Annotated in this window: 24 protein-coding genes; 9 read left to right on the top strand and 15 right to left on the bottom strand. The window is 69.0% G+C overall.

Features of this window, described 5'->3' with window-relative positions:
* Positions 1–22: 22 nt before the first annotated feature.
* The 10 genes from ACHMXE_RS35730 to ACHMXE_RS35685 form a co-directional block, all read right to left on the bottom strand.
* Positions 23–1,168, bottom strand: coding sequence for an ABC transporter substrate-binding protein (locus ACHMXE_RS35730; protein ID WP_057593734.1), 1,146 nt, complete (start codon positions 1,166–1,168; stop codon positions 23–25).
* A 47-nt stretch (positions 1,169–1,215) separates the two neighbouring features.
* Complete coding sequence (gene paaE, locus ACHMXE_RS35725; RefSeq protein WP_093351767.1) at positions 1,216–2,310, bottom strand: 1,2-phenylacetyl-CoA epoxidase subunit PaaE; 1,095 nt, start codon at positions 2,308–2,310, stop codon at positions 1,216–1,218.
* An 11-nt stretch (positions 2,311–2,321) separates the two neighbouring features.
* On the bottom strand, positions 2,322–2,840 hold the full coding sequence (gene paaD / locus ACHMXE_RS35720) for a 1,2-phenylacetyl-CoA epoxidase subunit PaaD (RefSeq protein WP_093352182.1): 519 nt from the start codon (positions 2,838–2,840) through the stop codon (positions 2,322–2,324).
* An 11-nt stretch (positions 2,841–2,851) separates the two neighbouring features.
* Complete coding sequence (paaC, locus tag ACHMXE_RS35715) at positions 2,852–3,631, bottom strand: 1,2-phenylacetyl-CoA epoxidase subunit PaaC (RefSeq protein ID WP_395348606.1); 780 nt, start codon at positions 3,629–3,631, stop codon at positions 2,852–2,854.
* A gap of 118 nt (positions 3,632–3,749) precedes the next feature.
* Positions 3,750–4,046 carry a 1,2-phenylacetyl-CoA epoxidase subunit PaaB gene (gene paaB / locus ACHMXE_RS35710; RefSeq protein ID WP_395348605.1) on the bottom strand — a complete coding sequence of 99 codons (297 nt, stop codon included), beginning with the start codon at positions 4,044–4,046 and terminating at the stop codon, positions 3,750–3,752.
* Positions 4,043–5,050: a 1,2-phenylacetyl-CoA epoxidase subunit PaaA gene (gene paaA / locus ACHMXE_RS35705; RefSeq protein WP_203204698.1), complete on the bottom strand. Its 1,008-nt coding sequence runs from the start codon at positions 5,048–5,050 to the stop codon at positions 4,043–4,045. Before paaA ends, paaB begins: the two co-directional genes overlap by 4 nt.
* A 41-nt stretch (positions 5,051–5,091) precedes the next feature.
* Positions 5,092–7,557 carry a penicillin acylase family protein gene (locus ACHMXE_RS35700; RefSeq protein ID WP_395348604.1) on the bottom strand — a complete coding sequence of 822 codons (2,466 nt, stop codon included), beginning with the start codon at positions 7,555–7,557 and terminating at the stop codon, positions 5,092–5,094.
* A 31-nt stretch (positions 7,558–7,588) separates the two neighbouring features.
* Entirely contained in the window at positions 7,589–8,899 is a 1,311-nt protein-coding gene (gene paaK / locus ACHMXE_RS35695; RefSeq protein ID WP_203204700.1) for a phenylacetate--CoA ligase PaaK, read from the bottom strand.
* Between the two features lie 28 nt (positions 8,900–8,927).
* Complete coding sequence (paaI, locus tag ACHMXE_RS35690; protein WP_057593742.1) at positions 8,928–9,368, bottom strand: hydroxyphenylacetyl-CoA thioesterase PaaI; 441 nt, start codon at positions 9,366–9,368, stop codon at positions 8,928–8,930.
* Between the two features lie 3 nt (positions 9,369–9,371).
* Complete coding sequence (locus tag ACHMXE_RS35685) at positions 9,372–10,175, bottom strand: enoyl-CoA hydratase-related protein (protein ID WP_395348603.1); 804 nt, start codon at positions 10,173–10,175, stop codon at positions 9,372–9,374.
* A 165-nt stretch (positions 10,176–10,340) separates the two neighbouring features.
* Between ACHMXE_RS35685 and ACHMXE_RS35680 the strand changes: the two genes are divergently transcribed.
* Both ACHMXE_RS35680 and ACHMXE_RS35675 read left to right on the top strand, forming a co-directional pair.
* Positions 10,341–10,943, top strand: a complete 603-nt coding sequence (locus ACHMXE_RS35680) for a phenylacetic acid degradation protein PaaY (protein ID WP_093351755.1) — start codon at positions 10,341–10,343, stop codon at positions 10,941–10,943.
* 57 nt (positions 10,944–11,000) lie between these two features.
* The gene (locus ACHMXE_RS35675) at positions 11,001–11,636 is read left to right on the top strand and encodes a TetR/AcrR family transcriptional regulator (RefSeq protein ID WP_395348602.1); all 636 of its coding nucleotides are present in this window, start codon (positions 11,001–11,003) and stop codon (positions 11,634–11,636) included.
* A gap of 12 nt (positions 11,637–11,648) precedes the next feature.
* Here the strand turns inward: ACHMXE_RS35675 and ACHMXE_RS35670 are convergent, their stop codons facing one another.
* Positions 11,649–12,473 (bottom strand): SDR family NAD(P)-dependent oxidoreductase, encoded by an 825-nt coding sequence (locus tag ACHMXE_RS35670; RefSeq protein ID WP_395348601.1) that lies wholly within the window; start codon positions 12,471–12,473, stop codon positions 11,649–11,651.
* Positions 12,474–12,642: 169 nt separating this feature from the next.
* Between ACHMXE_RS35670 and ACHMXE_RS35665 the strand changes: the two genes are divergently transcribed.
* Positions 12,643–13,218 (top strand): TetR/AcrR family transcriptional regulator, encoded by a 576-nt coding sequence (locus tag ACHMXE_RS35665; RefSeq protein WP_203204705.1) that lies wholly within the window; start codon positions 12,643–12,645, stop codon positions 13,216–13,218.
* A 12-nt stretch (positions 13,219–13,230) separates the two neighbouring features.
* Here the strand turns inward: ACHMXE_RS35665 and ACHMXE_RS35660 are convergent, their stop codons facing one another.
* From ACHMXE_RS35660 to ACHMXE_RS35645, 4 genes are read right to left on the bottom strand one after another with little or no spacing between them, the layout of a single operon-like run.
* Positions 13,231–14,268, bottom strand: a complete 1,038-nt coding sequence (locus ACHMXE_RS35660) for a VWA domain-containing protein (protein WP_057593746.1) — start codon at positions 14,266–14,268, stop codon at positions 13,231–13,233.
* 55 nt (positions 14,269–14,323) lie between these two features.
* Positions 14,324–15,325 (bottom strand): DUF58 domain-containing protein, encoded by a 1,002-nt coding sequence (locus tag ACHMXE_RS35655; protein ID WP_395348600.1) that lies wholly within the window; start codon positions 15,323–15,325, stop codon positions 14,324–14,326.
* A 26-nt stretch (positions 15,326–15,351) separates the two neighbouring features.
* Positions 15,352–16,371 carry a MoxR family ATPase gene (locus tag ACHMXE_RS35650; protein WP_093351739.1) on the bottom strand — a complete coding sequence of 340 codons (1,020 nt, stop codon included), beginning with the start codon at positions 16,369–16,371 and terminating at the stop codon, positions 15,352–15,354.
* Positions 16,372–16,405: 34 nt separating this feature from the next.
* Positions 16,406–17,392 carry a S1C family serine protease gene (locus ACHMXE_RS35645; protein WP_203204707.1) on the bottom strand — a complete coding sequence of 329 codons (987 nt, stop codon included), beginning with the start codon at positions 17,390–17,392 and terminating at the stop codon, positions 16,406–16,408.
* 113 nt (positions 17,393–17,505) lie between these two features.
* Here ACHMXE_RS35645 and ACHMXE_RS35640 point away from each other — a divergent pair, with 113 nt between their 5' ends.
* From ACHMXE_RS35640 to ACHMXE_RS35615, 6 genes are all read left to right on the top strand, one after another.
* On the top strand, positions 17,506–18,366 hold the full coding sequence (locus ACHMXE_RS35640) for a TatD family hydrolase (RefSeq protein WP_395348599.1): 861 nt from the start codon (positions 17,506–17,508) through the stop codon (positions 18,364–18,366).
* A 154-nt stretch (positions 18,367–18,520) separates the two neighbouring features.
* Positions 18,521–18,979 carry a hypothetical protein gene (locus ACHMXE_RS35635; protein WP_203204709.1) on the top strand — a complete coding sequence of 153 codons (459 nt, stop codon included), beginning with the start codon at positions 18,521–18,523 and terminating at the stop codon, positions 18,977–18,979.
* Positions 18,980–19,102: 123 nt separating this feature from the next.
* The gene (locus tag ACHMXE_RS35630; RefSeq protein ID WP_395348598.1) at positions 19,103–19,672 is read left to right on the top strand and encodes a DNA-deoxyinosine glycosylase; all 570 of its coding nucleotides are present in this window, start codon (positions 19,103–19,105) and stop codon (positions 19,670–19,672) included.
* A 4-nt stretch (positions 19,673–19,676) separates the two neighbouring features.
* Positions 19,677–20,456: a spermidine synthase gene (locus ACHMXE_RS35625; RefSeq protein ID WP_395348597.1), complete on the top strand. Its 780-nt coding sequence runs from the start codon at positions 19,677–19,679 to the stop codon at positions 20,454–20,456.
* Positions 20,457–20,460: 4 nt separating this feature from the next.
* Positions 20,461–22,251: a GspE/PulE family protein gene (locus ACHMXE_RS35620; RefSeq protein WP_203204712.1), complete on the top strand. Its 1,791-nt coding sequence runs from the start codon at positions 20,461–20,463 to the stop codon at positions 22,249–22,251.
* A gap of 161 nt (positions 22,252–22,412) precedes the next feature.
* Positions 22,413–22,898: a tripartite tricarboxylate transporter TctB family protein gene (locus tag ACHMXE_RS35615; RefSeq protein WP_395348596.1), complete on the top strand. Its 486-nt coding sequence runs from the start codon at positions 22,413–22,415 to the stop codon at positions 22,896–22,898.
* Positions 22,899–22,900: the final 2 nt, after the last annotated feature.

Below are 22,900 nucleotides of genomic sequence, written 5' to 3'. Positions count from 1 at the left end.
TCCGTCGTTCAACCCCGTGCGGTCAGGGCTGGTATTTCCAGGCGCCGTTCTCGATCTTGACCATCACGCGCGCGCGCTGGTCCAGGCCCAGGTGGTCGGTGGCGCTCATGGTGAACACGCCGTGCGCGCCCGCCACGTCCTTGGTCTGCTCGAGCGCGTCGCGCAGCGCGGCGCGGAACTCGGGCGTGCCCGGCTGGGCCTTCTTGAGCGCGACCGGCACGGCCGAGCTCATCAGCAGGCCGGCGTCCCAGGCGTGCGCGCCGAAGGTCGAGACCGAGCCCTTGCCGTAGGCGGCTTCATAGGCGGCCACGTAGGCGAGCGCGGACTTCTTCACCGGGTTGGAGGCCGGCAGCTGGTCGGCCACCAGCACCGGGCCGGCGGGCAGGAAGGTGCCTTCCACGTCCTTGCCGCCCACGCGCAGGAAGTCGGCGTTGGCCACGCCGTGCGTCTGGTACATCTTGCCGGTGTAGCCGCGCTCCTTGAGCGTCTTCTGCGGCAGCGCGGCCGGCGTGCCGGAGCCGGCGACCAGCACCGCATCGGGCTTGGCGGCCATGATCTTCAGCGCCTGGCCGGTGACCGAGGTGTCGGTGCGCGCATAGCGCTCGTTGGCCACGACCTTGATCTTCTTGAGCTCGGCGGCCTTGGCGAATTCCTGCGACCAGCCTTCGCCGTAGGCGTCGGAGAAGCCGATGAAGGCAACGCTCTTCACGCCGTTGGCCGCCATGTGCTCGGCGATGGCCAGCGACATCATGATGTCGTTCTGCGGCGTCTTGAAGACCCACTTCTTCTTGGCGTCCATCGGCTCGATGATGCGCGCCGACGCGGCCACCGAGATCATCGGCGTCTGCGCTTCGGCGGCCACGTCGATCATCGCGAGCGAGGCCGGCGTGGTGGTCGAGCCCAGGATCACGTCGACCTTGTTCTCGGCGATCAGCTTGCGCGTGTTGTTGACGGCGGCCGTGGTGTCGGAGGCGTCGTCGAGCACGATGTAGTTGATCTTCTGGCCGCCGATGGTCTTGGGCATCAGCGAGATCGTGTTCTTCTCTGGGATGCCCAGCGAAGCCGCCGGGCCGGTGGCCGAGATGGTCACGCCGACGTTGACGTCGGCCCAGGCCGACAGGGCCGTGGCGCACAGGGCGGCGATCAGCAGGGGCTTGAAGAATTTCATGGTTGGCTTGTCTCCGGTTGAAAAGAAAGGTTGAGGCCTGAAGTATCTCAGCGCTCGTCGAACGACAGGGTGACGCGTTCGGTAAGGGGGTGGGCCTGGCAGGTCAATACGAATCCCGCGGCCACTTCATTCTTGTCGAGCGCGAAGTTTCTTTCCATGCGGACTTCCCCGTCCACGCACTTCGCGCGGCAGGTGCCGCACACGCCCGAGGTGCACGAGAACGGCACCTCGAGGCCGGCCGCCGAGGCCGCGTCGAGGATGCTGGGCTGGCCTTCGGTGTAGGTGATCTCGCGCTGCAGGCCGTCGCGCACGATGGTCACGCGCGCGCGCTTGGCGTCGCCGGGCAGCGCCTCGTGCACCACGGCGCCGACCTGGGCGGTCGAGCTCGCCGAGGGCAGCGCGACGCCGAAGCGCTCGATGTGGATGCGTTCCTCGGGCACGCCCGCGGCCAGCAGCGCGGCCTCGGCCTCGTCGTTCATCTGGAACGGGCCGCAGATGTAGACGTGGTCGATGCTGCCGGCCGGCACCAGTCCCTGCAGGAACTCGCCGATCTTCTCGCGGTTCATCACGCCGAAGCCCAGCGGCGAGTCGGTGTGCTCGTCGGAGAACACGTGCTGCAGCACCAGGCGCGTCATGTAGCGGTTCTTCAGGTCCTCGATCTCTTCCTTGAACATCGTGGACTGGAGCTGGCGGTTGCCGTAGATCAGCGTGAAGCGGCTCTTCGGCTCGCGCGCCAGCACGGTCTTCATGATCGACAGGATCGGCGTGATGCCGCTGCCGCCCGCGATGCCGACGTGGTGGCGCGCGGACTCGCCCTCGATCGGCACGAAGAAGCGGCCTTGCGGCGCCATCACCTGGATCGAGTCGCCGGGCTTGAGGTGGGCGTTGATCCAGTTGGAGAACTGGCCGCCGCGCACCTTGCGCACGCCCACGCGCAGCTCGCCGTCGTCGACGCCGGCGCAGATCGAATAGGAACGGCGCAGGTCCTGGCCGTCGATCTCGTTGCGCAGGGTCAGGTACTGGCCCTGCGTGAAGCCGAAGACTTCGCGCAGCGTCTCGGGGACCTCGAAGGAGACGATGACGGCCTCGGGCGTGTCGGGCTCGATGGCCTTCACGCGCAGGGGGTGGAACAGGGTACTCATCGGCGTGGGGCCTAGATCGGCTTGAAATGTTCGAAGGGTTCGCGGCAGGCGAGGCAGCGGTACAGCGCCTTGCAGGCGGTGGAGCCGAAGGCCGAAAGCCGCTCGGTGCGCTCGCTCGCGCAGCGCGGGCAGGCGATGCGCTCGCCGGCGAGGCGGCCGAACAGGCGGATCGGCACCGCGGTGCCGGCGGCCTGCTCGGGCGTGAGGTGGGCGGGCGGGGCGATGCCGTAGGCCTTGAGCTTGGCGCGGCCCTCGTCGCTGATCCAGTCGCTGGTCCAGGCCGGCGCGCGGCGCAGGGTGGCGCGCGCGGGGCCGAGGCCGGCGCGCTCGATCGCGGCCAGCACGTCGTGCTCGATGGCCTCGGTCGCGGGGCAGCCCGAATAGGTCGGCGTCAGCACCACCTCGAGGCCGTCGTCGTGCTCGATCACGTCGCGCACGATGCCGAGGTCGCAGACCGACACGGCCGGCACCTCGGGGTCGGGCACCGAGTGCAGCACCTCCCAGGCGGCGTCGATGCGCGAGGCGGCCATGGTGTCGGCAGTCACCACACGCCCCCGGGGAAGGCGCGCTGCAGGTGCTGCATCTCGGCCAGGATGTAGCCCATGTGCTCGCTGTGCACGCCCTGCTTGCCGGTGCTGCGGAACTTGGCCTCAGCCGGCGCGGCCAGGCCGGCGGCGTTGAGCACCTGCTGCATCTCGGCGAACCACGGCTCGCGCAGTTCGTTCCAGGCCGGGCCCAGGCCGCTGGCGCTGGCCTCGCGGTCGACCGCGTCGGCCTCGAACAGCTCGGGCATGTAGAGCCAGGCCTGCTTGAGCGCGGCCTCGGTGCGGCGACGCGACTCCTCGGTGCCGTCGCCCAGGCGCACGACCCAGTCGGCCGAATGCTGCTGGTGGTAGCGCGCTTCCTTCAGCGCCTTGCCGGCGATGGCGGCCACTTCCTCGTCGCTCGAGCTCGCCAGCCGTTCCCACAGCAGCTTGAGCAGGGTGGCGATCATGGTGTTGCGCACCACCGAGAAGGCGAAGTCGCCGCGCGGCAGCTCGACCAGCGTGAGGTTGAAGTAGTCGCGTTCCTCGCGCAGGTAGGCGAGCTGGTCCTCGTCGTGCTCGCGGCCGGCGCCTTCGAGCTTGCCGGCGTGGGTGAGCAGCGCGCGCGCCTGGCCCACGAGGTCGAGCGCGATGTTGGCCATCGCGATGTCCTCCTCGAGCACGGGCGCGTGGCCGCACCACTCGCCCATGCGCTGGGCCAGCACCAGGCAGGTGTCGCCGATGCGCAGCAGGTACTGCACGGCGGGCGTGCGGTTCAGTTCGATCGATGCTTGCATGTGTTGTGTGTCCTATGGCTGTCGCAGACCCCAGACCGTTCACCCTGAGCTTGTCGAACGGCGGTGCCCGGCTTCGACAGGCTCAGCCCGAACGGGTGGGGTGGCACGACGGGTTGCATCACATGTGGTCGACGGACTTGGGCAGCGCGTAGAAGGTCGGGTGGCGGTAGGCCTTGTCCTCGGCGGGATCGAAGTACATGTCCTTGTCGCCCGGATCGCTCGCGACGATCTGCTCGGAGCGCACCACCCAGATGCTGCAGCCTTCCTGGCGCCGCGTGTAGACGTCGCGCGCCATCTGGATCGCCATCTTCGAGTCGGCGGCATGCAGGCTGCCGCAATGCTTGTGGTCCAGGCCGGCCTTGCTGCGCACGAACACTTCCCACAGGGGCCATTCTTGTTTCTGTTCGACGGTCATGCCGCCTCCTTCATCGGTTGCTTGTTGGCATGGGCGAGTGCGGCTTCGCGCACCCAGGCGCCGTCGTCCCAGGCGTCGACACGGGCCTGCAGGCGTTCGCGGTTGCAGGGGCCGTCGCCGCCGATCACGCGCCAGAACTCGCTCCAGTCGATGGTGCCGAAGTCGTGCGCCTGGCGTTCCTCGTTCCACTTGAGGTCGGGGTCGGGCAGGGTCACGCCGAGGATGGCCGCCTGCTCGACGGTGGCGTCGATGAACTTCTGGCGCAGCTCGTCGTTGCTGAAGCGCTTGATGCCCCAGCGCATCGACTGCGCCGAGTTGGGCGACTGGTCGTCGGGCGGGCCGAACATCATGATCGAGGGCCACCACCAGCGGTTGACCGCGTCCTGCACCATCGCCTTCTGCGCGTCGGTGCCGTGGGTCATCATGGTCAGCAGTGCCTCGTAGCCCTGGCGCTGGTGGAAGCTCTCCTCGCGGCAGATGCGGATCATGGCGCGCGCATAGGGCGCGTAGGAGCAGCGGCAGATCGGCACCTGGTTCATGATGGCCGCGCCATCGACCAGCCAGCCGATGGTGCCCATGTCGGCCCAGGTCAGCGTGGGGTAGTTGAAGATCGAGCTGTACTTGGCCTTGCCGGTGTGCAGCGCGTCGAACATCTGGTCGCGCGAGGTGCCCAGCGTCTCGGCCGCGGCATAGAGGTAGAGGCCGTGGCCGCCCTCGTCCTGCACCTTGGCCAAGAGGATCGCCTTGCGCTTGAGCGTGGGCGCGCGGCTGATCCAGTTGCCCTCGGGCAGCATGCCGACGATCTCCGAGTGCGCATGCTGGCTGATCTGCCGCACCAGCGTCTTGCGGTAGTGATCGGGCATCCAGTCCTTGGCCTCGATGAAGTCGCCGGCGTCGATGCGCGCGTCGAAGCGTTCCTCGAGCCGCAACTCGTCGGCCGAGCGCAGGGCCTTCTTGCCGTCGCCGGCATCCTTGCCCATGGTGTCCATGGCTTGTGTGTACATCGCGGTTCTCCTTGAGAGGTGAAGAGGTCGTCGATCGGTGGTCAGTAGCTCAGCTGCTTCTTGGACTGCGCGCGGCGGTCCACCTCGGCCGGTGTCAGGGCCTCGCTCTTGCAGCCGAAATCCTTGAACAGCGCCATCTGGTCGGCGTAGTGGGGCGACTTGCGGCCGTCGGGTCCGACGAAGCCGCTCTGGCCCGGCGGGGCGGCGGTGCACAGCACGACGCCCTTGGCGCCGAGCACCACCTTGTCGTTCTGCGTGCCGCGGTTCATGTAGCTCGGCAGGGTCAGCTGCTCGTCGGCCCCGGCCTGCGGCGCCCCGATGAAGTTGCTGGTGAGGAACACATGCTTCGTCACCGGCGTGCGCCACTTGGCGGTGTCGCTGCCGTAGCGCTTGTCGAGCTCGGCCACGGCCTGCGCGAGCGTGGCGCGCAGCACGGCGTTCTTGTCTTCGCCGTTGAAGAAGTCGTAGCGCTGCGGCACGCCGGCCTTGGGGCCGAGCAGCGCGTTGTAGACCAGCTTCAGGCCGTTGCCCGGGCGGATGCTGGCCACCTGCGTCTCGCCGGCATAGCCGGTGCCCGCATAGGCCGCGAACACCTCGGGCGGCAGGTCGTCGGCCAGCACCTTGCGGTAGAGGATCGGCAGCCACGCCGTCATGAGCGTGGTGGCCGGGCTGTCGTAGACGCCGCGCTCGGCCGGGTCCTCGTTGAGCATGTTCCAGTCCGCCAGCACCTGGGCCGCGCGGCGCGCCGGGTCGGCGGCCGGCAGGCCGCGCGTCGCCTCGAGGGCGAAGGGCACGAGGTAGCGCGCGTTGGTGTCGGCGTAGGCGGTGGTGCGGTTGAGCGCCCAGAGCTCGTCGGGCGTGAGCCGGGGCTTGGCCTCGAGCCGCGCCGTGAACTCGTGCACCCGGTCGACCACCGAGTAGTTGCCGCCGTCGCTGACCGCGCCCGGCGCCGACTGGTTGTTCCAGTTGGCGACGTAGCCCTGCGTCGGGTTGAAGGTCTTCGGGTCCTCGCCGAACGGGCGGATGCCGAGCCATTCCATCGAGCCGTCGCCCACGGCGGGCAGGCGGATGTCCTGCGTGGCCGGGCGGATCGGCAGCCGGCCCGGCGAGACGTAGCCGATGTTGCCGGCGGTGTCGGCGTAGTACCAGTTGATGGTGATGGCCACGCGCGAGGCCTGCGCCAGCCACTGCTCCCAGTTCTGCGCGCGCATCGCGTGGATCCAGCCCAGCAGCGACTCGAGTTCGTAGCCGTCCCAGCTGCGCTTCATCGAATACGCGGTGCCGTTGGGCAGGTCGAAGTTGGTCACGGTGCCGTGCACGGTGGCGTAGACGTCCAGGCTCTGGTCGGGCTGGCCCTTGACCTTGATGAGCTCGGTGCGCTTGCTCATGGCGCGCATCGCGCCGTTGAAGCGGTACTGGTAGGGGTTGGCCGGGTCCAGCTTCTCCTGGTACATGTCGTTCACGTCGAGCGGGCCGGCGGTGGCGCCCCAGGCGATCTTGCCGTTGGTGCCGAACAGCACCACGGGATGCGCGAACGGCGTGTTGCCGGTCACGTCGAAGCCGGCGCCGTGCAGGCCGATGCCGAACACGTACGAGGGATTGAACCAGTTGAACTGCGGACCGTTGATGAAGACGGTGCTGCCGTCGGTGGTCTTGTTCGGGCCGGCGATCCAGAGGTTGCTGGCGATCGGGCGGGTCCAGGGCTCGGCCACGCCGCGCTGCGCGGCATCGATCTCGTTGCGCGCGACCAGCAGCTCGGGCGAGACCGGCGCCAGCGCCGCGCGATGGGCGGCGTGCGCATCGTCGGCGGCGCCTCGGGCCACGGCCTTGGGACGCGGCACGGTGGTGGGCGCGAGCGGGTCTTCCACCCAGCGGATCTGGTCGAACAGCTGGCGGCCGGCCTCGTCGCCGCGCGCCTTGCGCAGCTGCTCGAGCAGGCGCAGGTTGGCGAGCTCGCTGCTCACGTTGGAGTAGCGGTTGGCCATGGTGCCGACCCAGATCATCGCCACGTCGTAACCGGTCCAGTCGGCCTTCGGGCGGAAGCCGGCATCGGCGAACTGCTTGGGCAGCAGCGTGGCCGGCGCGGCCAGCACTTCGTTCACGCGCGCATTGAAGCCGGCGGCATAGCCGTCGAAGATGGCCTTGTCGTCGCTCGACAGGCGCGCCATCTGCGCGCGGATCGAGGCGGGATCGAAGCTGGCGCGGCTGCCCTTGTCGAGCGCGACATAGGCCGGGCCCATCACTTCGGCGACGGTGCCCAGCACCGCGCGGCGCGCCATCTCCATCTGGAACAGGCGGTCTTCCGCGACGGCATAGCCGAAGCCGTGGAACAGGCCGCGCACGTCGTTGGCATAGACGTGGGGCACGCCGTAGTCGTCGCGCTTGATCGTGACCTTGCCGGCCGGGGGCATGGCCGCGCCGGTGGCCGGGGCGGTGGAGTTGGCGGCGCAGCCGGCCAGCGCCACCAGGGCGCAGGCGAGGGCGATCGATCGGAAATTCAGTGTCATCGGTGGCGGTTCAAGGGAAAGCGGCGGCGCCTCAGCGCGGGCGGTTGTCGACGACGCGCCGGGCCTTGCCGGTCTGCGTGCGTTCCATCTCGTTCGGTGCATGCACCACCACGCGGGTGGAGATGCCGACCAGCGTCTTCACGCGGTGCTGCACCCAGCCGGCGATGGCCGCGCGGTCGGCCGCGGCGGCTTCGTTCGGCGCGAGTTCGCAGTGCACCTCGACCTGGTCGAGCAGGCCTTCGCGGCTCACGTGCACCTGGTAGAGGCCGGAGAGGGCGCCGTGCGCGAGCACGATCTCCTCCACCTGCGTGGGGAACACGTTCACGCCGCGGATGATCATCATGTCGTCGCTGCGCCCGACGATCTTGCCCATGCGGCGGAAGGCGCGCGAGGTGGGCGGCAACAGGCGCGTGAGGTCGCGCGTGCGGTAGCGGATGATCGGCATCGCTTCCTTGCTCAGCGAGGTGAAGACCAGCTCGCCTTCCTCGCCGTCGGCCTTCAGTTCGCCGGTCTCGGGATCGATGATCTCGGGATAGAAGTGGTCTTCCCAGATCACCGGGCCGTCCTTGCTCTCGACGCATTCGCTGGCCACGCCCGGGCCCATGACTTCGCTCAGGCCGTAGATGTCGACGGCGTCGATGCCGGCCTTGGCCTCGATGTCGCGGCGCATGGCCTCGGTCCAGGGCTCGGCGCCGAAGATGCCGATGCGAAGCGAGCTGTCCTTGGCGTCCAGGCCCAGGCGCTCGAACTGCTCGATGATCACCTGCATGTAGCTCGGCGTGACCATGATGATGTCGGGCCGGAAGTCCTGGATCAGCTGCACCTGTTTCTCGGTCTGGCCGCCCGACATCGGGACCACGGTGCAGCCCGCGCGCTCGGCGCCGTAGTGCGCGCCCAGGCCGCCGGTGAACAGGCCGTAGCCGTAGGCGATGTGGATCAGGTCGCCGGCGCGGCCGCCCGCGGCGCGGATCGAGCGCGCGACCAGGTCGGCCCAGGTGTCGATGTCCTTCTTGGTGTAGCCCACCACGGTCGGCTTGCCGGTGGTGCCCGACGAGGCGTGGATGCGCGCCACCTGCTGGCGCGGCACCGCGAACATGCCGAAGGGATAGTTGTCGCGCAGGTCGCTCTTGACCGTGAACGGGAATTTCGCGAGGTCGGCCAGCGTCTTGAGGTCGCCCGGCTGCACGCCCTTGGCGTCGAAGGCCTGGCGGTAGTGCGGCACGTTGTCGTAGGCGCGCTGCAGCGTGTCGCGCAGGCGCTGCACCTGCAGCGCGGTGATCTCGTCGCGGCTCGCGGTCTCGATCGGTTCGAGATCGCCGGGGGCGGGGCGGGGTGCTGGCATGACGGGGTCCTCGTTTTTTTCGTTCGGTTCAGGCCGCGACGGCGGGGCGGCCCTTGGCGGTGTAGGAGCGGCCGCGGAAGATCGCGACGCGCTCGCCGCGCTGGTTGGTGATCTCGGTGTCGTAGACGCCGGTGCGGCCGGCCTTCGAGACCTCGAAGCAGCGCGCGGTCAGCAGGTCGCCTTCGCGCGCGGGCGCGATGAAGTCGATCGCGAAGCCCGAGGCCACGGTCAGCTCGTTGTAGGAGTTGCAGGCGAAGGCGAAGGTGGAATCGGCCAGCGTGGCCATGAAGCCGCCGTGGCAGATCGCATGGCCGTTGAGCATGTCGGGGCGCACGCGCATCTCGATCGTGGCCTGGCCCGGGCCGACCTCCACGATGCGCATGCCCAGGCCCTTGGAGGCGTTGTCGTTGGCGAACATGCCGTCGCGCACGTATTCGGCGGTCTGTTGCGGGGTGCGTTCGGTGCTCATGGCTCAGCGGTCCTTGAAGACGGGGGCGCGCTTGGCGCGGAAGGCCTCGACACCTTCGCGGTAGTCGTTGGCGGCGCCGAGGTCGCGCTGCTGGCGGGCCTCCTCGGCCAGTGCAGTGTCGAGGTCCATGGTCTGCGCGGCATTCATCGCGGCACGCGTGGCGACCAGCGCGCGCGAGGGCATGGCGGCGAGCCGGCCCGCGAGCGCGGCGGCGGCGTCGGCCAGCGCGGCGTCGTCCACCGCCTGCCAGATCAGGCCGATGCGCGCGGCTTCCTCGGCCGGCAGCTTGTCGCCGAGCATCGCGATGCCCAGCGCGCGCGCCGGGCCCACGAGCCGCGGCAGCAGCCAGGTGCCGCCGGTGTCGGGCACCAGGCCGATCTTGGTGAAGGCCTGGATGAAGCTGGCCGAGCGCGCGGCGAGCACGAGGTCGCAGCACAGCGCGAGGTTGGCGCCGGCGCCGGCGGCCACGCCGTTGACCGCGGCCACCACGGGCACGGGCATGCTGCGGATGCGCTGGACCAGCGGGCCGTAGAGCTTCTCGATGACATGGCCCAGGTCCTTGGGCGCGGCGCCGGGCGTGGTGTCGGGCGCGACCATCGGGTCGGCGAGGTCCTGGCCGGCGCAGAAGGCGCGGCCGGCACCGGTCAGCACCACGCAGCGCACCTCGGCATCGGCCGCGGCCGCTTCGAGCGCCGCCAGCAGTTCGGCATGCAGTTCGCTCGTGAAGCTGTTGAGCGCCGCGGGGCGGTTGAGGCTCAGTGTGCGGACGGCGCCGGCATTGCCGACGAGGACCAGGGGTTCCGACATGGGCTTGTCTCTCATCTGTGTGGGGGATGACTTCGGGTCAATTACTATTGACCGACCGTTCGGTAGATTTTAGGATCGCGAACGAATCCGGCACAAGTCCAAAGCATTCAGGGAAAACCCTGAATCGCGAGACGAAGGACCGGCACCCCACAGGAGACCGCACCCATGCCCAGCTACGCCATCGACGGCGTGATCCCCGTCGTCGACCCCACCGCCTACGTGCATCCGTCCGCCGTGCTGATCGGCGACGTGATCGTGGGCCCGAACTGCTATGTCGGCCCCTGCGCCAGCCTGCGCGGCGATTTCGGCCGCATCGTGCTCGAGGAGGGCTCGAACCTGCAGGACAACTGCTGCGTGCACGGCTTTCCCGACAACGACACGGTGATCGAGGTCAACGGCCACATCGGCCATGGCGCGATCCTGCACAGCTGCGTGGTGCGGCGCGACGCCATGGTGGGCATGAACGCCGTGGTGATGGACGAGGCCGAGATCGGCGAGAAGGCCATCGTGGCCGCCAGCGCCTTCGTGCCGGCCGGAATGAAGGTGCCGCCGCGCACGCTGGTGGCGGGCATGCCCGCGCGCGTGAAAAGAGAACTGAGCGAGGCTGAGATCGCGTGGAAGCTCGAGGGCACGCAGGTCTACCAGGCGCTCGCGGTGCGCAGCCTCGCGACCATGCGCGAGGTCGAGCCGCTGGCGCAGGTCGAGGCCGGGCGGCCGCGGCTGCCGGCGATCGACGTCAAGCCGCTGATCGCGACCAAGCGTAGCTAGGGCAAGATCGCGCGCTGCCCGTCACACCCTCTCAACGCCAGAACAGAAAGAACACCGATGCCCAGAGGAAGATCCGCCAGCTACGACGACCAGCGCGAGCTCATCCTCGAGCGGGCCGCGCGGCTGTTCGCGCGCCAGGGCTACCCGGCCACCTCGATGAACCAGGTGGCCGAGGCCTGCAATCTCTCGAAGGCCACGCTCTACCACTACTACAAGGACAAGCGCAGCCTGCTGATCAGCATCGCGGAGACGCACGTCTCCAAGCTGGCGGCGCTGGTGGCCGAGGAGGAGGCCTCGACGCAGACCGATGAAGAGCGGCTGCGGCGCTTCATCTACCGCATCGTCGAGGAGTACGCGGGCGCGCAGGACGCGCACCGCGTGCTGACCGACGACGTGCGCTTCCTCGAGGAACAGGACCGCGAGCGCGTGCTCGACAAGGAGCGCGAGGTGGTCGCGGGCTTCGCGCGCGCGGTGGCCGCGCTGCGCCCGGGCACGCCGAGCGACGACCTCGCCAAGCCGCTGACCATGCTGCTGTTCGGCATGATCAACTGGATGTTCACCTGGATGAAGCCCGGCGGCCAGCTCGACCATGCCTCGATCGCGCCGGTGGTGGCCGACCTGTTCCTCGGCGGCATCGGTGCCGTGAAGGCACCGCCGGCACGCGCGAAGAAGAAGCCGAAGCCGGCGGCCTGAGGGCGCGGACCTTCAGCGCGCCGCGCCGGCGTAGCGCGTGGCCGGCGTGCCGTTCTGCGAGGCGCCGAAGAGTCGGGCGCGCGCGTCGTCGTAGGCCGCGAACAGCGGCGCGTAGTCGTCCACCGAGGGCATGGTGATCGGCTCGCCGAGGTCGAGACCGGCGATGGCGGCATCGACGCAGTGCTCGGCCGTCATCACGTGCGCGGGATCGAGGTTCGTGACCGGCACGCCCGACAGCTCCCAGATGTCGGTGGCCGTGGCCGCGGGCAGCACCAGCTGCACGCGCACGCCGCTGCCCGCCACTTCCTCCTGCAGGCCGCGCGTGAAGTTCAGCACGAAGCCCTTGGTGCCGCTGTAGATGCTGCTGATCGGCAGCGTGTGGAAGCCCAGCACCGAGCCGATGTTGATCAGCGTGCCGCGGTCGCGCGCCTTGAAGCCCGCGAGCGCCACCAGGCTCAGCCGCGCCAGCGCGGTGACGTTGACGTCGATCATCGACTGCGCCGACGCGGGCGCGGTCGCGAGCACCGGCGCCAGCGTGGAGGTGCCGGCGTTGTTGACCAGCAGCGTGATCGAGGCATCGGCGGCAATGGCCTGCGCCACGCGCTCGAGGTCGGCCGCGGCGCCGAGGTCGGCCACCAGGGTGTTCACCGTCACGCCGTACTGGCTGCGCAGCGCCTTGGCGGCCTCGTCGAGGCGGTCGCCGCGGCGCGCCACCAGCAGCAGGTCGTGGCCGCGGCGCGCCAGCCGGTCGGCGAAAAGCCGGCCCAGGCCGGCGGAGGCGCCGGTCACCACCGCGGTGCCGGGCTTGGCGGAGGTGTTGTTCGCTTGCTCGCTCATGTCGTTCTCCAAAAAAGAAGTCGGGGTGCCCGCGCGGTCGGCGACCGCTTCCCAAAGGCCCTTCGTCGTTAAGCATGATGGCTGTCATGTTTGACGGTGCGAAGCATGATGCCTATCATGAATAGCGTCAACCAGGGTCTGGAAGTACCCGGAAAGAGGATGAGGTCACATGCGATACCCCGCAGCGGAAACCGCCGAAAAGCATCAGAAGATCCTGGGCGAGGCCTCGCGCCTGTTCCGCGAGCGCGGCTTCGGCGGCGTGAGCGTGAGCGAGATCATGAAGGCCACGGGCCTCACGCACGGCCCGTTCTACAACCACTTCGACTCGAAGGAAGCGCTGATGGCCGAGTGCGTCGACCATGCATCGGCGCATTCGCTGGCCGACCTCGATGCCGCCACCCAGCTGCCCAACGGCATGGTCGACTACGTGCGCGCCTACCTCAGCGTGTCGCACCGCGATGCGCCCGGCGACGGCTGCCTGCTCGCGGCCTTCTCGGCCCAGACCGCGCAGAAGCAGGTCACCGCGCCTTCGCTCACCGCCCACATGAAGGCCAGCATCGAGCGCTTCGCGAAGTTCTTTCCCTGGCGCGCACGCAAGAACGCCGATGCGCGCGGCGACGCGATCCGCGCGGTGGCGGCGATGACCGGCGCTCTGGTGCTGGCGCGCGCGATGAACGACGAGGCGCTGTCCGAGGAGATCCTGCGCGAGGTGCTCGCGGGGATCGAGGGAATGGCGAAGGCCTGAGAGGGCGTCGCCCTAGAGGATCCGGTTGAACCAGAGCAGCGAGAGCCCGGCCGACAGCAGCGTGAGCACCGCGGCGCCGAGCGCGAACAGCGCCGAGATCTCGGTTTCCTTCTTCTCGACCGTGAGCCGCGAGCTCAGCGTTTCGTAGACCTTCTTGAGGTCGGCGGCGGTGCCGGCATAGAAGTAGTCGGCCTGGGTCTTGCTGGCGACGGCCTTGAGGGTTTCCTCGTCGAGCCGCACGCGCATCGACCAGCCCTCGAAGCCGATGGTCTCGCCGTCGACCGTGCCGATGCCCACGGTGTAGATGCGCACGCCGCGGTCGGCCGCGGCCTTGGCCGCGTCGAGCGGATCGACGCCGGTGGTGCGCTGGCCGTCGGTCAGCATGATGATCGCGGCCGAGGTGAAGGAGCCCGGCGCGACCGGCGTGAATTCCTTGGCCGGCTTGTCGGCCTGGTCGATGGCCACGCCGCGCTGGCGGCTCGGCGCGCTGAACTGCGAGACGTCGATGCCGGCCTCGGGGAACAGGGTGGCGAGCGACACCACGATGGCATTGCCGGTGGCCGTGGCGCGCTGCAGCTGGAAGCTGTCGATCGCGGTCACGAGGTCGTCGTGGTTGGTGGTGGGCAGCTGCGCCACCTGCGCGCTGCCCGCGAACGCGACGATGCCGACCTTCACGTTGCGCGGCAGGTCCTTGATGAAGCTCTTGGCGGCATCCTGCGCCGCCACCAGTCGGTTCGGCTGCACGTCGGCGGCACGCATGCTGCCCGAGACGTCCATCGCGAGGATGATGGTCTGCTGGTTCGACGGCAGCATCACCACCGCCATCGGCCGCGCGGCGGCCACCAGCATCGCGGCCAGCGCGAGCAGGAACAGGAACGGCGGCACGTGGCGCCGGATGCTCTGGCCGGTGCCCATCGCCTCGCGCACGATCGACAGGCTGGCGTAGCGCACCGCGAGCTTCTTCTTGCGGCGCAGCAGCCACAGGTAGAGCAGCACCAGCAGCGGCAGCGCCAGCAGCAGCCAGAGGAATTGGGGCCAGAGGAAGGTCACGGCGAAATCCTCGCGCTCGTCGTCGCCAACGTCAACTCGATATACCCGATGGTCGTCATGCAGCCACCGCCTTTACAGAACGCGAGGCACCCGAAGTGCGCACGCGCCGCTTGCGCATGTCGGCGAAGCGCACGATCGCTTCGACCAGGTCGTCGGCGGTCGACAGCTCCAGCGTGTCGACCCCGGCACGGGCCAGCGCGCCGCGCAGCGCATCCTCGCGCTCACGCGCGATGCGTGCGAAGCGGCGGCGAAAACCCGCATCGTGGGTGTCGACCCAGAGCTGCTCGCCGGTCTCGGCGTCGCGCAGCGGCACCAGGCCCAGGTCGGGCATGTCGAGCTCGAGCGGGTCGAACAGGCGCACGGCCACCACCTCGTGGCGCTGCACCAGCTGGCCCAGCGGCTTCTCCCAGCCGGGCTCGCTCAGGAAGTCGGACACCACGAACACGGTCGAGCGGCGCGGCATCAGGGTGGCGGCCGACTTCAGCAGGTCGTCGAGCCGGGTCATGCCCTTCTGCGGCGGCGCCTTGTCGGCCTGCTCGGCGCGGCGCTCCATCGCGTGCAGCAGGTGCAGCACGTGGCGCCGGCCGCTGCGTGGCGGGATCACGGCCTCGAGATCGTGGCCGTAGACCAGCGCGCCGACACGGTTGCCGTGGCGCGTGAGCAGGCGCGCCAACACGCCGACGAAGCCCGCCGAGATCTCGCGCTTGGCCTTCAGGCCCGAGCCGAAGTCGACCGAGCGGCTCAGGTCGAGCACGAACCAGGCCGACATCTCGCGGTCCTCGGTGAAGACGCGCACGTGCGGCGTCTGCAGCCGCGCCGTGACGTTCCAGTCGATGTGGCGCACGTCGTCGTGCAGTTGGTATTCGCGCAGGTCGGCCAGGTCGAGGCCGGTGCCGCGCATCAGCGTGCGGTAGTCGCCCTGCAGCAGGCCGTCGAGGCGGCGGATCACGGTCCATTCGAGGCGGCGCAGCGCGCGCTCGGCGCCGCCGGCTTCGAGCGCGGGGCGTTCGTCGTTCGCGGCGGCCTCGGGGGCCTTGCGCCACCAGCTTTTCTTCATGGCGGGTCGTGTGGGGTGATCCGGGTTCAGGCGGCGAGCTTCTCGTGCTCGAGCGGCTTCGGCGGCGCGGGCACCGCACGCATGATCTTCTCGATCAGGCCGTCGGGCGTCAGGCCCTCGGACAGGCCCTCGTAGGACAGCGTCACGCGGTGGCGCAGCACGTCGGGCACCAGCGCCGTCATGTCCTCGGGCAGCGCGTAGCTGCGTCCGCGCAGCAGCGCCAGGGCGCGCGCGCCCTCGGTCAGGCTGATGCTCGCGCGCGGGCTGGCGCCGAAGGTGATGAAGCGGCCCATGTCCTTGAGCCCGTGCCTGTCGGGCGTGCGCGTGGCCGACACCAGCTTCACCGCGTACTGGATCAGGGAGGGGTCGACGTACACGCGCCGCGCCTCGGCCTGCAGCGCCGCGAGCTGCTCGGTGGTGGCGACCGGCACGGCCTCGACCGGCGGGCCGATCACGCGCTGCACGATCACGAACTCTTCCTCGTCGGTCGGGTAGTCGACCAGCACCTTCATCATGAAGCGGTCGACCTGCGCTTCGGGCAGCGGATAGGTGCCCTCGGTCTCGATCGGGTTCTGGGTGGCCATCACGAGGAAGGGGCGCGGCACCTTGTGCGTTTCGCCCGCGATCGTGACCTGGCGCTCCTGCATCACCTCGAGCAGCGCGCTCTGCACCTTGGCCGGCGCGCGGTTGATTTCGTCGGCCAGCAGCAGGTTGGCGAACACCGGGCCCAGCGAGGTGCTGAAGTCGCCGGTCTTCTGGTTGTAGATGCGCGTGCCCACGAGGTCGGAGGGCACCAGGTCGGGCGTGAACTGGATGCGCTTGAACTGGCCCTGCACGGTGTCGGCCAGCGTCTTCACGGTCAGCGTCTTGGCGAGGCCCGGCACGCCTTCGACCAGCAGGTGGCCGCCCGCGAGCATCGCGACCATCACGCGCTCGAGGAAGCGGTCCTGGCCCACCACCACGCGCTTCACCTGGTAGAGGATCTGTTCCATGAGCTCGGCGGTGCTGGCGGGCGTGGCGAAGGAGGAGGTCTCGGTGCTGCTCATTCGGGACTTTCTGGATCGAGGAGGAGAAAGGGGGTCAGAACGGTGGCGAACCGGCCGCCGAGGCGGCGTTCTCGATCGGCACCGCGAAGCCGATGCCGATGAAGGTGCGCTGCTGCGTGGGGTTGAGGATGGCGGTGACGATGCCGAGCACCTCGCCATCCATGTTGACCAGCGGCCCGCCCGAATTGCCGGGGTTGGCGGCCGCGTCGAACTGGATCAGGTTGCCGAGCTCCTGCTTGCCCTCGGGCGAGCGGAACGAGCGCTTGAGGCCCGACACCACGCCGGCCGACACCGAGGGGCCGATGCCGAACGGAAAGCCCACCGCGGCCACCTGGTCGCCGGGGCGCAGGTCGGCGGTCGAGCGCATCACGGCGGGAATCAGGTCGTCGGGAATCTTCTGCGCCTGCAGCACCGCGAGGTCGTTCTCGGGCTGCACGCCGGTGATGACGGCCGGCGCCTCCAGGCCGTCGGCGAAGGTGACCTTGATGGTCTCGGAGCCCGCGACCACGTGCAGGTTGGTGAGGATCACGCCCTTGTCGACGATCACCACGCCGGTGCCCACGCCGCGCTCGACCTGGCCCGGCGGGCCGTCGTCGGCCGGTGCCTCGGGCGACTTGCCCTTGGCCATGTTGCGGCCGCGCTTCTGGGTCTTGGCCTCGGGCGTGGCCTTCTCGGAACCGTAGCCGACCACGCGCACCACCGAGGGCCGCACGATGTCGGCGGCCTTGGCGGCGGGCGAGGGCAGGGTGTTGGTCTGCAAGGTGCGCAGCACGGCCGCGTCGATGTCCTTCTGCGTGAGCTGGCGCGCATTGCCGCGCTGCCACCAAGCCGCGCCGCCGGCCGCGAGGGCCGCGCACAGCGCGAGGCTCAGCAGCGCGAAGCTGCGGCGCCCGGGTTGCCAGCGCTCGCGCGCGGCGGCGGGCTGCGGCGCCACGGGATCGGTGACGGCCTGCCCGGGGGCCCCGTCGTCGGACTCGATCGGCGTGCGTGGCGAGCGGCTGTACATGGCGGGCCTGCGCATGGGTGCACCTCCGGCAAAAGACTGTCGCGTGGTGGGTGTCACGCAATGAGCGTGATGAAAAGCACGGTAGCACGCTTTCTTCTGCCTTGCATCCCTTCGGGCATCATGACGCGATGGCTCTTTTCGTCGATACCCACTGCCACCTCGACGCGCCCGAGTTCGGTGCGCAGATGCCCGGGATCCGCGCCCGCGCGGCCGAACGCGGCGTCGCGCTGTGCGTGATCCCGGCCGTGGCCGCCTTCAATTTCGAGACCGTGCGCGAGCTGGCCGAGCGCCAGGGCGACGCCTATGCGCTGGGGATCCATCCGCTGTGCACGAGCGATGCGAAGGAGGAAGACCTGGCCCTGCTCGATGCCGAGCTGGCCGCGCGGCGCGACGATCCGCGGCTGGTGGCGGTCGGCGAGATCGGGCTCGACTATTTCGTCGAGCACCTCGACGACGACAAGCAACAGCATTTCTTTCACACTCAGTTGCAATTGGCGCGCAAGCACGAGCTGCCGGTGCTGATCCACGTGCGGCGCTCGGTCGACAAGGTGCTCAAGCATCTGCGCCAGACCGCGAGCGGGCAGCCGTGGCGCGGCATCGCCCATGCGTTCAACGGCAGCGAGCAGCAGGCACGAGCCTGCACCGCGCTCGGGCTCAAGCTGGGCTTCGGCGGCGCCGTGACCTTCGAGCGCGCGCTGCAGCTGCGGCGGCTCGCGGCCAGCCTGCCGATCGAGGCGCTGGTGATGGAGACCGACGCGCCAGACATCCAGCCGCACTGGCTCTACCGCACGCAGGCGCAGCGCGACGCGGGCGAGCCGCAGGGCCGCAACGAGCCCGGCGAGCTGCCGCGCATCGCCGAAGTGGTGGCGCAACTGCGCGGCATCGGGGTCGACGAGCTGGCCGAAAAAACCACGCGAAATGCCGTGGAAGCGATGCCGAAGCTCCAAAGTCTTCTGGCGCTGTCGGAGGGGTCCTTACCCGGGGCGTAGGCCAATGCCTTGACTTGGGTCGAAGTGGTTTTCGGGCCTGCATTTGCTGTCATCCTTGAACCGTGGAGCTTCGTTGGACGGGTGTGACGACCTTCGTCACCGATGTCGAACGACACCGGCTCCCAGCATTTCATCCAAGAAAAGGAGTTCATCCATGAAAGCAACTTTCGCTCGCACCCTTCCCGTCGTGCTCGCACTGGCCTTCGGTGCCGTGGGCATCTCCGCCGTGGCACAGACCACCGCTCCGGCAACGGCCGAACCCTCGACCACCGAGAAGGTGAAGGAAGCCGGCAAGGACGCCTACGACGCGACCAAGGACACCACCAAGCGCGCCGTGAACGCGACCGAGCGCGGCGCCGAGAAGGCCTGGGACGCGACCAAGCGCACGACCAAGAAGGCCGCCAACGCGACCGAGTCGGGCGCCGAGAAGACCTGGGACGCGACCAAGAAGACCACCAAGAAGGCCACCAACGCCACCAAGAAGGCGGCCAACAAGACCGGCAACGCGGTCGAGAACGCCGGCCACAAGACGGCCGACGGCATGCGCAGCACGGGCCACGCCATCGGCGAGAAGATCCCGGGCACGGCCGAGAACGAAGCCGCCAAGAAGTAAACCCGCACGCGCCGCGCCCTCGGGCCGGCACGCAAGGACTGGAAACCCGCTTCGGCGGGTTTTCCTTTTTGGGGCGCGCCGCGACCGGTCCTGGACTATCGCTTGCGGCCAGAATGCGCATCCATGCCCAGATCCAGATCCCCCGCAAGCCCGGCCCCGCCCGAGCGCGAAGCCATCCCCGGGCCGGTGGCCGCGGTCCCTGTGCTCACCGGACTCGCTCCGATCGTCTCGCCCGCCACCGTGCTGCTGATTCTCGGCAGCTTCCCGGGCGCGAGATCGCTCGAGCTGCAGCAGTACTATGCGCATCCCCAAAACCAGTTCTGGAAAATCTTGCAAGCCCTGTGGCCCCATGACCCGCTCCCCACGGGAGTAGACAGCTATCGAAAGCGTAGCGACTGGCTGTTGGCGCACGGCCTCGGCGTGTGGGACGTCTATGCGGCCTGCGAGCGCGAGGGCAGCCTCGATTCGGCGATCCGCGCGGCCGTGCCCAACGACATCGCGGCGCTGCACCTGCCGAAGCTGGCGGCCGTGGCCCACAACGGCGGCGAGAGCTTCAAGCACGCCCGGCATACCCGAACCCTCGGCGTGCCGGTTTACCCACTGCCTTCGACCAGCCCGGCCAATGCGTCGTGGAGCTTCGAGCGCAAGCTCGCCGCATGGCGCGAGGTCTTCTCTGTCCATGGACTGGTCTGATCCGATGGCCGCACGCAAGCAATCCACGTCCCGCCTTCCCGCCGAACTGCCCGAGGTCAACTTCTCCGACTGGGGCGACATCCGCTACCTGCACCTGGGCACCGAATGGGTCCAGGGCTCGATGAAGCTGGACGCGCCCTACGAGATCGAGCTCGAGTACGTGCAGCGCATGATGGCCTGGCTGCTGTTCACAGGCGGCACCGGCATCGGCAACCGCCATGCGATGCAGCTCGGCCTGGGCGCGGCCACGCTCACCAAGTTCTGCCGCAAGACCTTGCGCATGCGCACCACCGCGATCGAGCTCAATCCGCAGGTGGTGTCGGCATGCCGCGGCTGGTTCAAGCTGCCGCCCGACGACGCCAAGCTGCGCGTGGTGATCGCCGACGCGGCCGAGGAGATCCGCCGGCCCGAATGGCAGGGCACGGTCGACGCGCTGCAGGTCGATCTCTACGACCACGAGGCCGCGGCGCCGGTGCTCGACAGCGAGGACTTCTATGCCGACTGCCGCGCGCTGCTCACCGAGGACGGCGCGATGACGGTCAATCTCTTCGGCCGCTCGTCGAGCTACGAGCGCAGCCTCGAGAAGATCCAGGCCGCCTTCGGCGCCGACGCGGTCTGGGCCTTCAAGCCGACGCGCGAAGGCAACACGGTGGTGCTCGCGCAGCGCCAGCCCAGCCGGCCCAAGCGCGAGGCGCTTGCCGAGCGTGCCCAAACCATCCAGACTCGCTGGGGCCTGCCCGCGCCCAAGTGGCTGCGGGTGTTCAAGCCGGTCCTTTCCAACTGAATCCATGAGCGCCGTTCCCGCTTCCGCCGCACCGGCCGTCCGCCCCGAAGGGCCGCTCGAGCTGCGTCGCCTGATCGAATGGCTGGCCGCCGACGGCGTGATCTCGCCGATGGAAGCCAAGCGCACCATCGCACGCTGCGCCCAGGCCGAGAGCCGCCAGCATCCGCTGGTGCGGCTGGCCAATGTCGCGATGACGCGCGAGAGCGACAGCAAGCCGCTCGACCTCGAGATGCTCGCGCAGTGGCTCGCGGGCCGCGCGGGCCTGTCCTACCTGCGCATCGATCCGCTCAAGGTCGACGTGGGCAAGGTCGCCGACACCATGAGCGCGGCCTATGCCGAGCGCCACAAGGTGCTGCCGGTGCAGGTGCTGCCCAACGAGGTGGTGGTGGCCACGGCCGAACCCTTCCTCACCGACTGGATCTCCGAGGTCGAGCGCCAGTCGCGGCGCACGGTGCGGCGCGTGGTCGCGAACCCGGCCGAGATCCAGCGCTACACGGCCGAGTTCTTCGCGCTCGCGAAGTCGGTGCGCGCGGCGCAGAAGGCCGGCGGCAACACCGGCGGCGCGAGCTTCGAGCAGCTCGTCGAGCTCGGCAAGAGCAACAAGCAGCTCGATGCCAACGACCAGAGCGTGGTGCAGGTGGTCGACTGGCTGTGGCAGTACGCCTTCGACCAGCGCGCGAGCGACATCCACCTCGAGCCGCGCCGCGAGCAGGGCGTGATCCGCTTTCGCATCGACGGCGTGCTGCATCCGGCCTACCAGATGCCGATGGGCGTGATGAACGCGATGGTCGCGCGCATCAAGCTGCTGGGCCGCATGGACGTGGTCGAGAAGCGCCGGCCGCTCGACGGCCGCATCAAGACCCGCAACATGCGCGGCGAAGAGATCGAGATGCGGCTGTCGACCTTGCCCACCGCTTTCGGCGAGAAGATGGTGATGCGGATCTTCGACCCCGACACCGCGGTCAAGGACCTCGACGCGCTCGGCTTCGCGCAGCACGATGCGCAGCGCTGGGAGCAGCTCGTCACGCGGCCCAACGGCATCATCCTCGTGACCGGCCCCACGGGCTCGGGCAAGACCACCACGCTGTACTCGACGCTCAAGCGCGTGGCGACCGAGGAGGTCAACGTCAGCACGGTGGAAGACCCGATCGAGATGATCGAGCCTTCGTTCAACCAGACGCAGGTGCAACCGCAACTCGATTTCGGCTTCACCGAGGGGTTGCGCGCGTTGATGCGGCAGGACCCGGACATCATCATGGTCGGCGAAATCCGCGACCTCGCCACCGCCGAGATGGCGGTGCAGGCCGCGCTGACCGGCCACCTGGTGTTCAGCACCCTGCACACCAACGACGCGCCCAGCGCCATCACGCGGTTGATGGAGCTCGGCGTGCCCTCGTACCTCATCAACGCGGTGATGCTCGGCGTGCTCGCGCAGCGACTGGTGCGCACCCTGTGCCCGCACTGCAAGCAGCCCGACGACGGCATCACGCGCGAGAAGCTCGAGGCCATCGTCAAGCCGTGGCAGATCACGGGCTCGGTGCGCGCCTACAAGCCGGTGGGCTGCGTCGACTGCCGCATGACCGGCTACATGGGCCGCATGGGCCTGTACGAACTGCTGAGCATCAGCGAGACCTTCCGCAACGAGGTCACGAAGGCGCCCAACCTCGCGGTGCTGCGGCGCCAGGCCGTGGTCGACGGCATGCGGCCGCTGCGCCTCGCGGGTGCGCTGCGCGTGGCCGAGGGCCTGACCACCATCGAGGAAGTGCTGAGCGCCACGCCGCCGCTCGACGCTTGAACAGTCCCCGGCGCAGCCCCGCGCCGAACACGAACAGCCTACATCCGAGGCGCCTCGTGCACCGGGGTTATCCCTAAGTTCTCGGTAGGTGGAACCCACATGGGGCTGACTTCCACCTGACTCCACAATCCCGCATCGAAATTTGTTCGAGGAGACTGTTCGTGAAAATCAAGAGTCAGAAAGACTTTTTCTCGGGCCTGATGTTCACCGTGGTCGGGGTCGCCTTCGCTTGGGGCGCCACCAACTACAGCGTGGGCACAGGCGCTCGCATGGGCCCCGGGTACTTCCCGCTGGTGCTCGGCATCCTGATGGCGGTGATCGGCCTGGGCATCATGTTCAGCGGCCTGACCGTCGAAACCACCACCGGCGATCCGATCGGCAAGTGGGCCTGGAAGCAGGTCGTGCTGATCCTCGGCGCCAACCTGATGTTCGGCATCCTGCTCGGCGGCCTGCCGAGCATCGGCCTGCCGGCCATGGGGATGATCATCGCGATCTATGCGCTGGTGATCATCGCGAGCCTCGCGGGCCACGAGTTCAAGCTGCCCAGCGTGCTGATCCTGGCCACTGTGCTGGCCGTCGGCAGCTACGTTGCATTCATCTGGGCGCTCAAGCTCCAGATCCAGGTCTGGCCGACCTTCATCGGCTGAGG

Origin of the sequence: Variovorax sp. UC122_21 (assembly GCF_044056785.1) — a bacterium.
GTDB lineage: Bacteria > Pseudomonadota > Gammaproteobacteria > Burkholderiales > Burkholderiaceae_C > Variovorax.
Note: the sequence above shows the minus strand (reverse complement) of the source record. Positions and strands in the feature narration are given on the sequence as shown.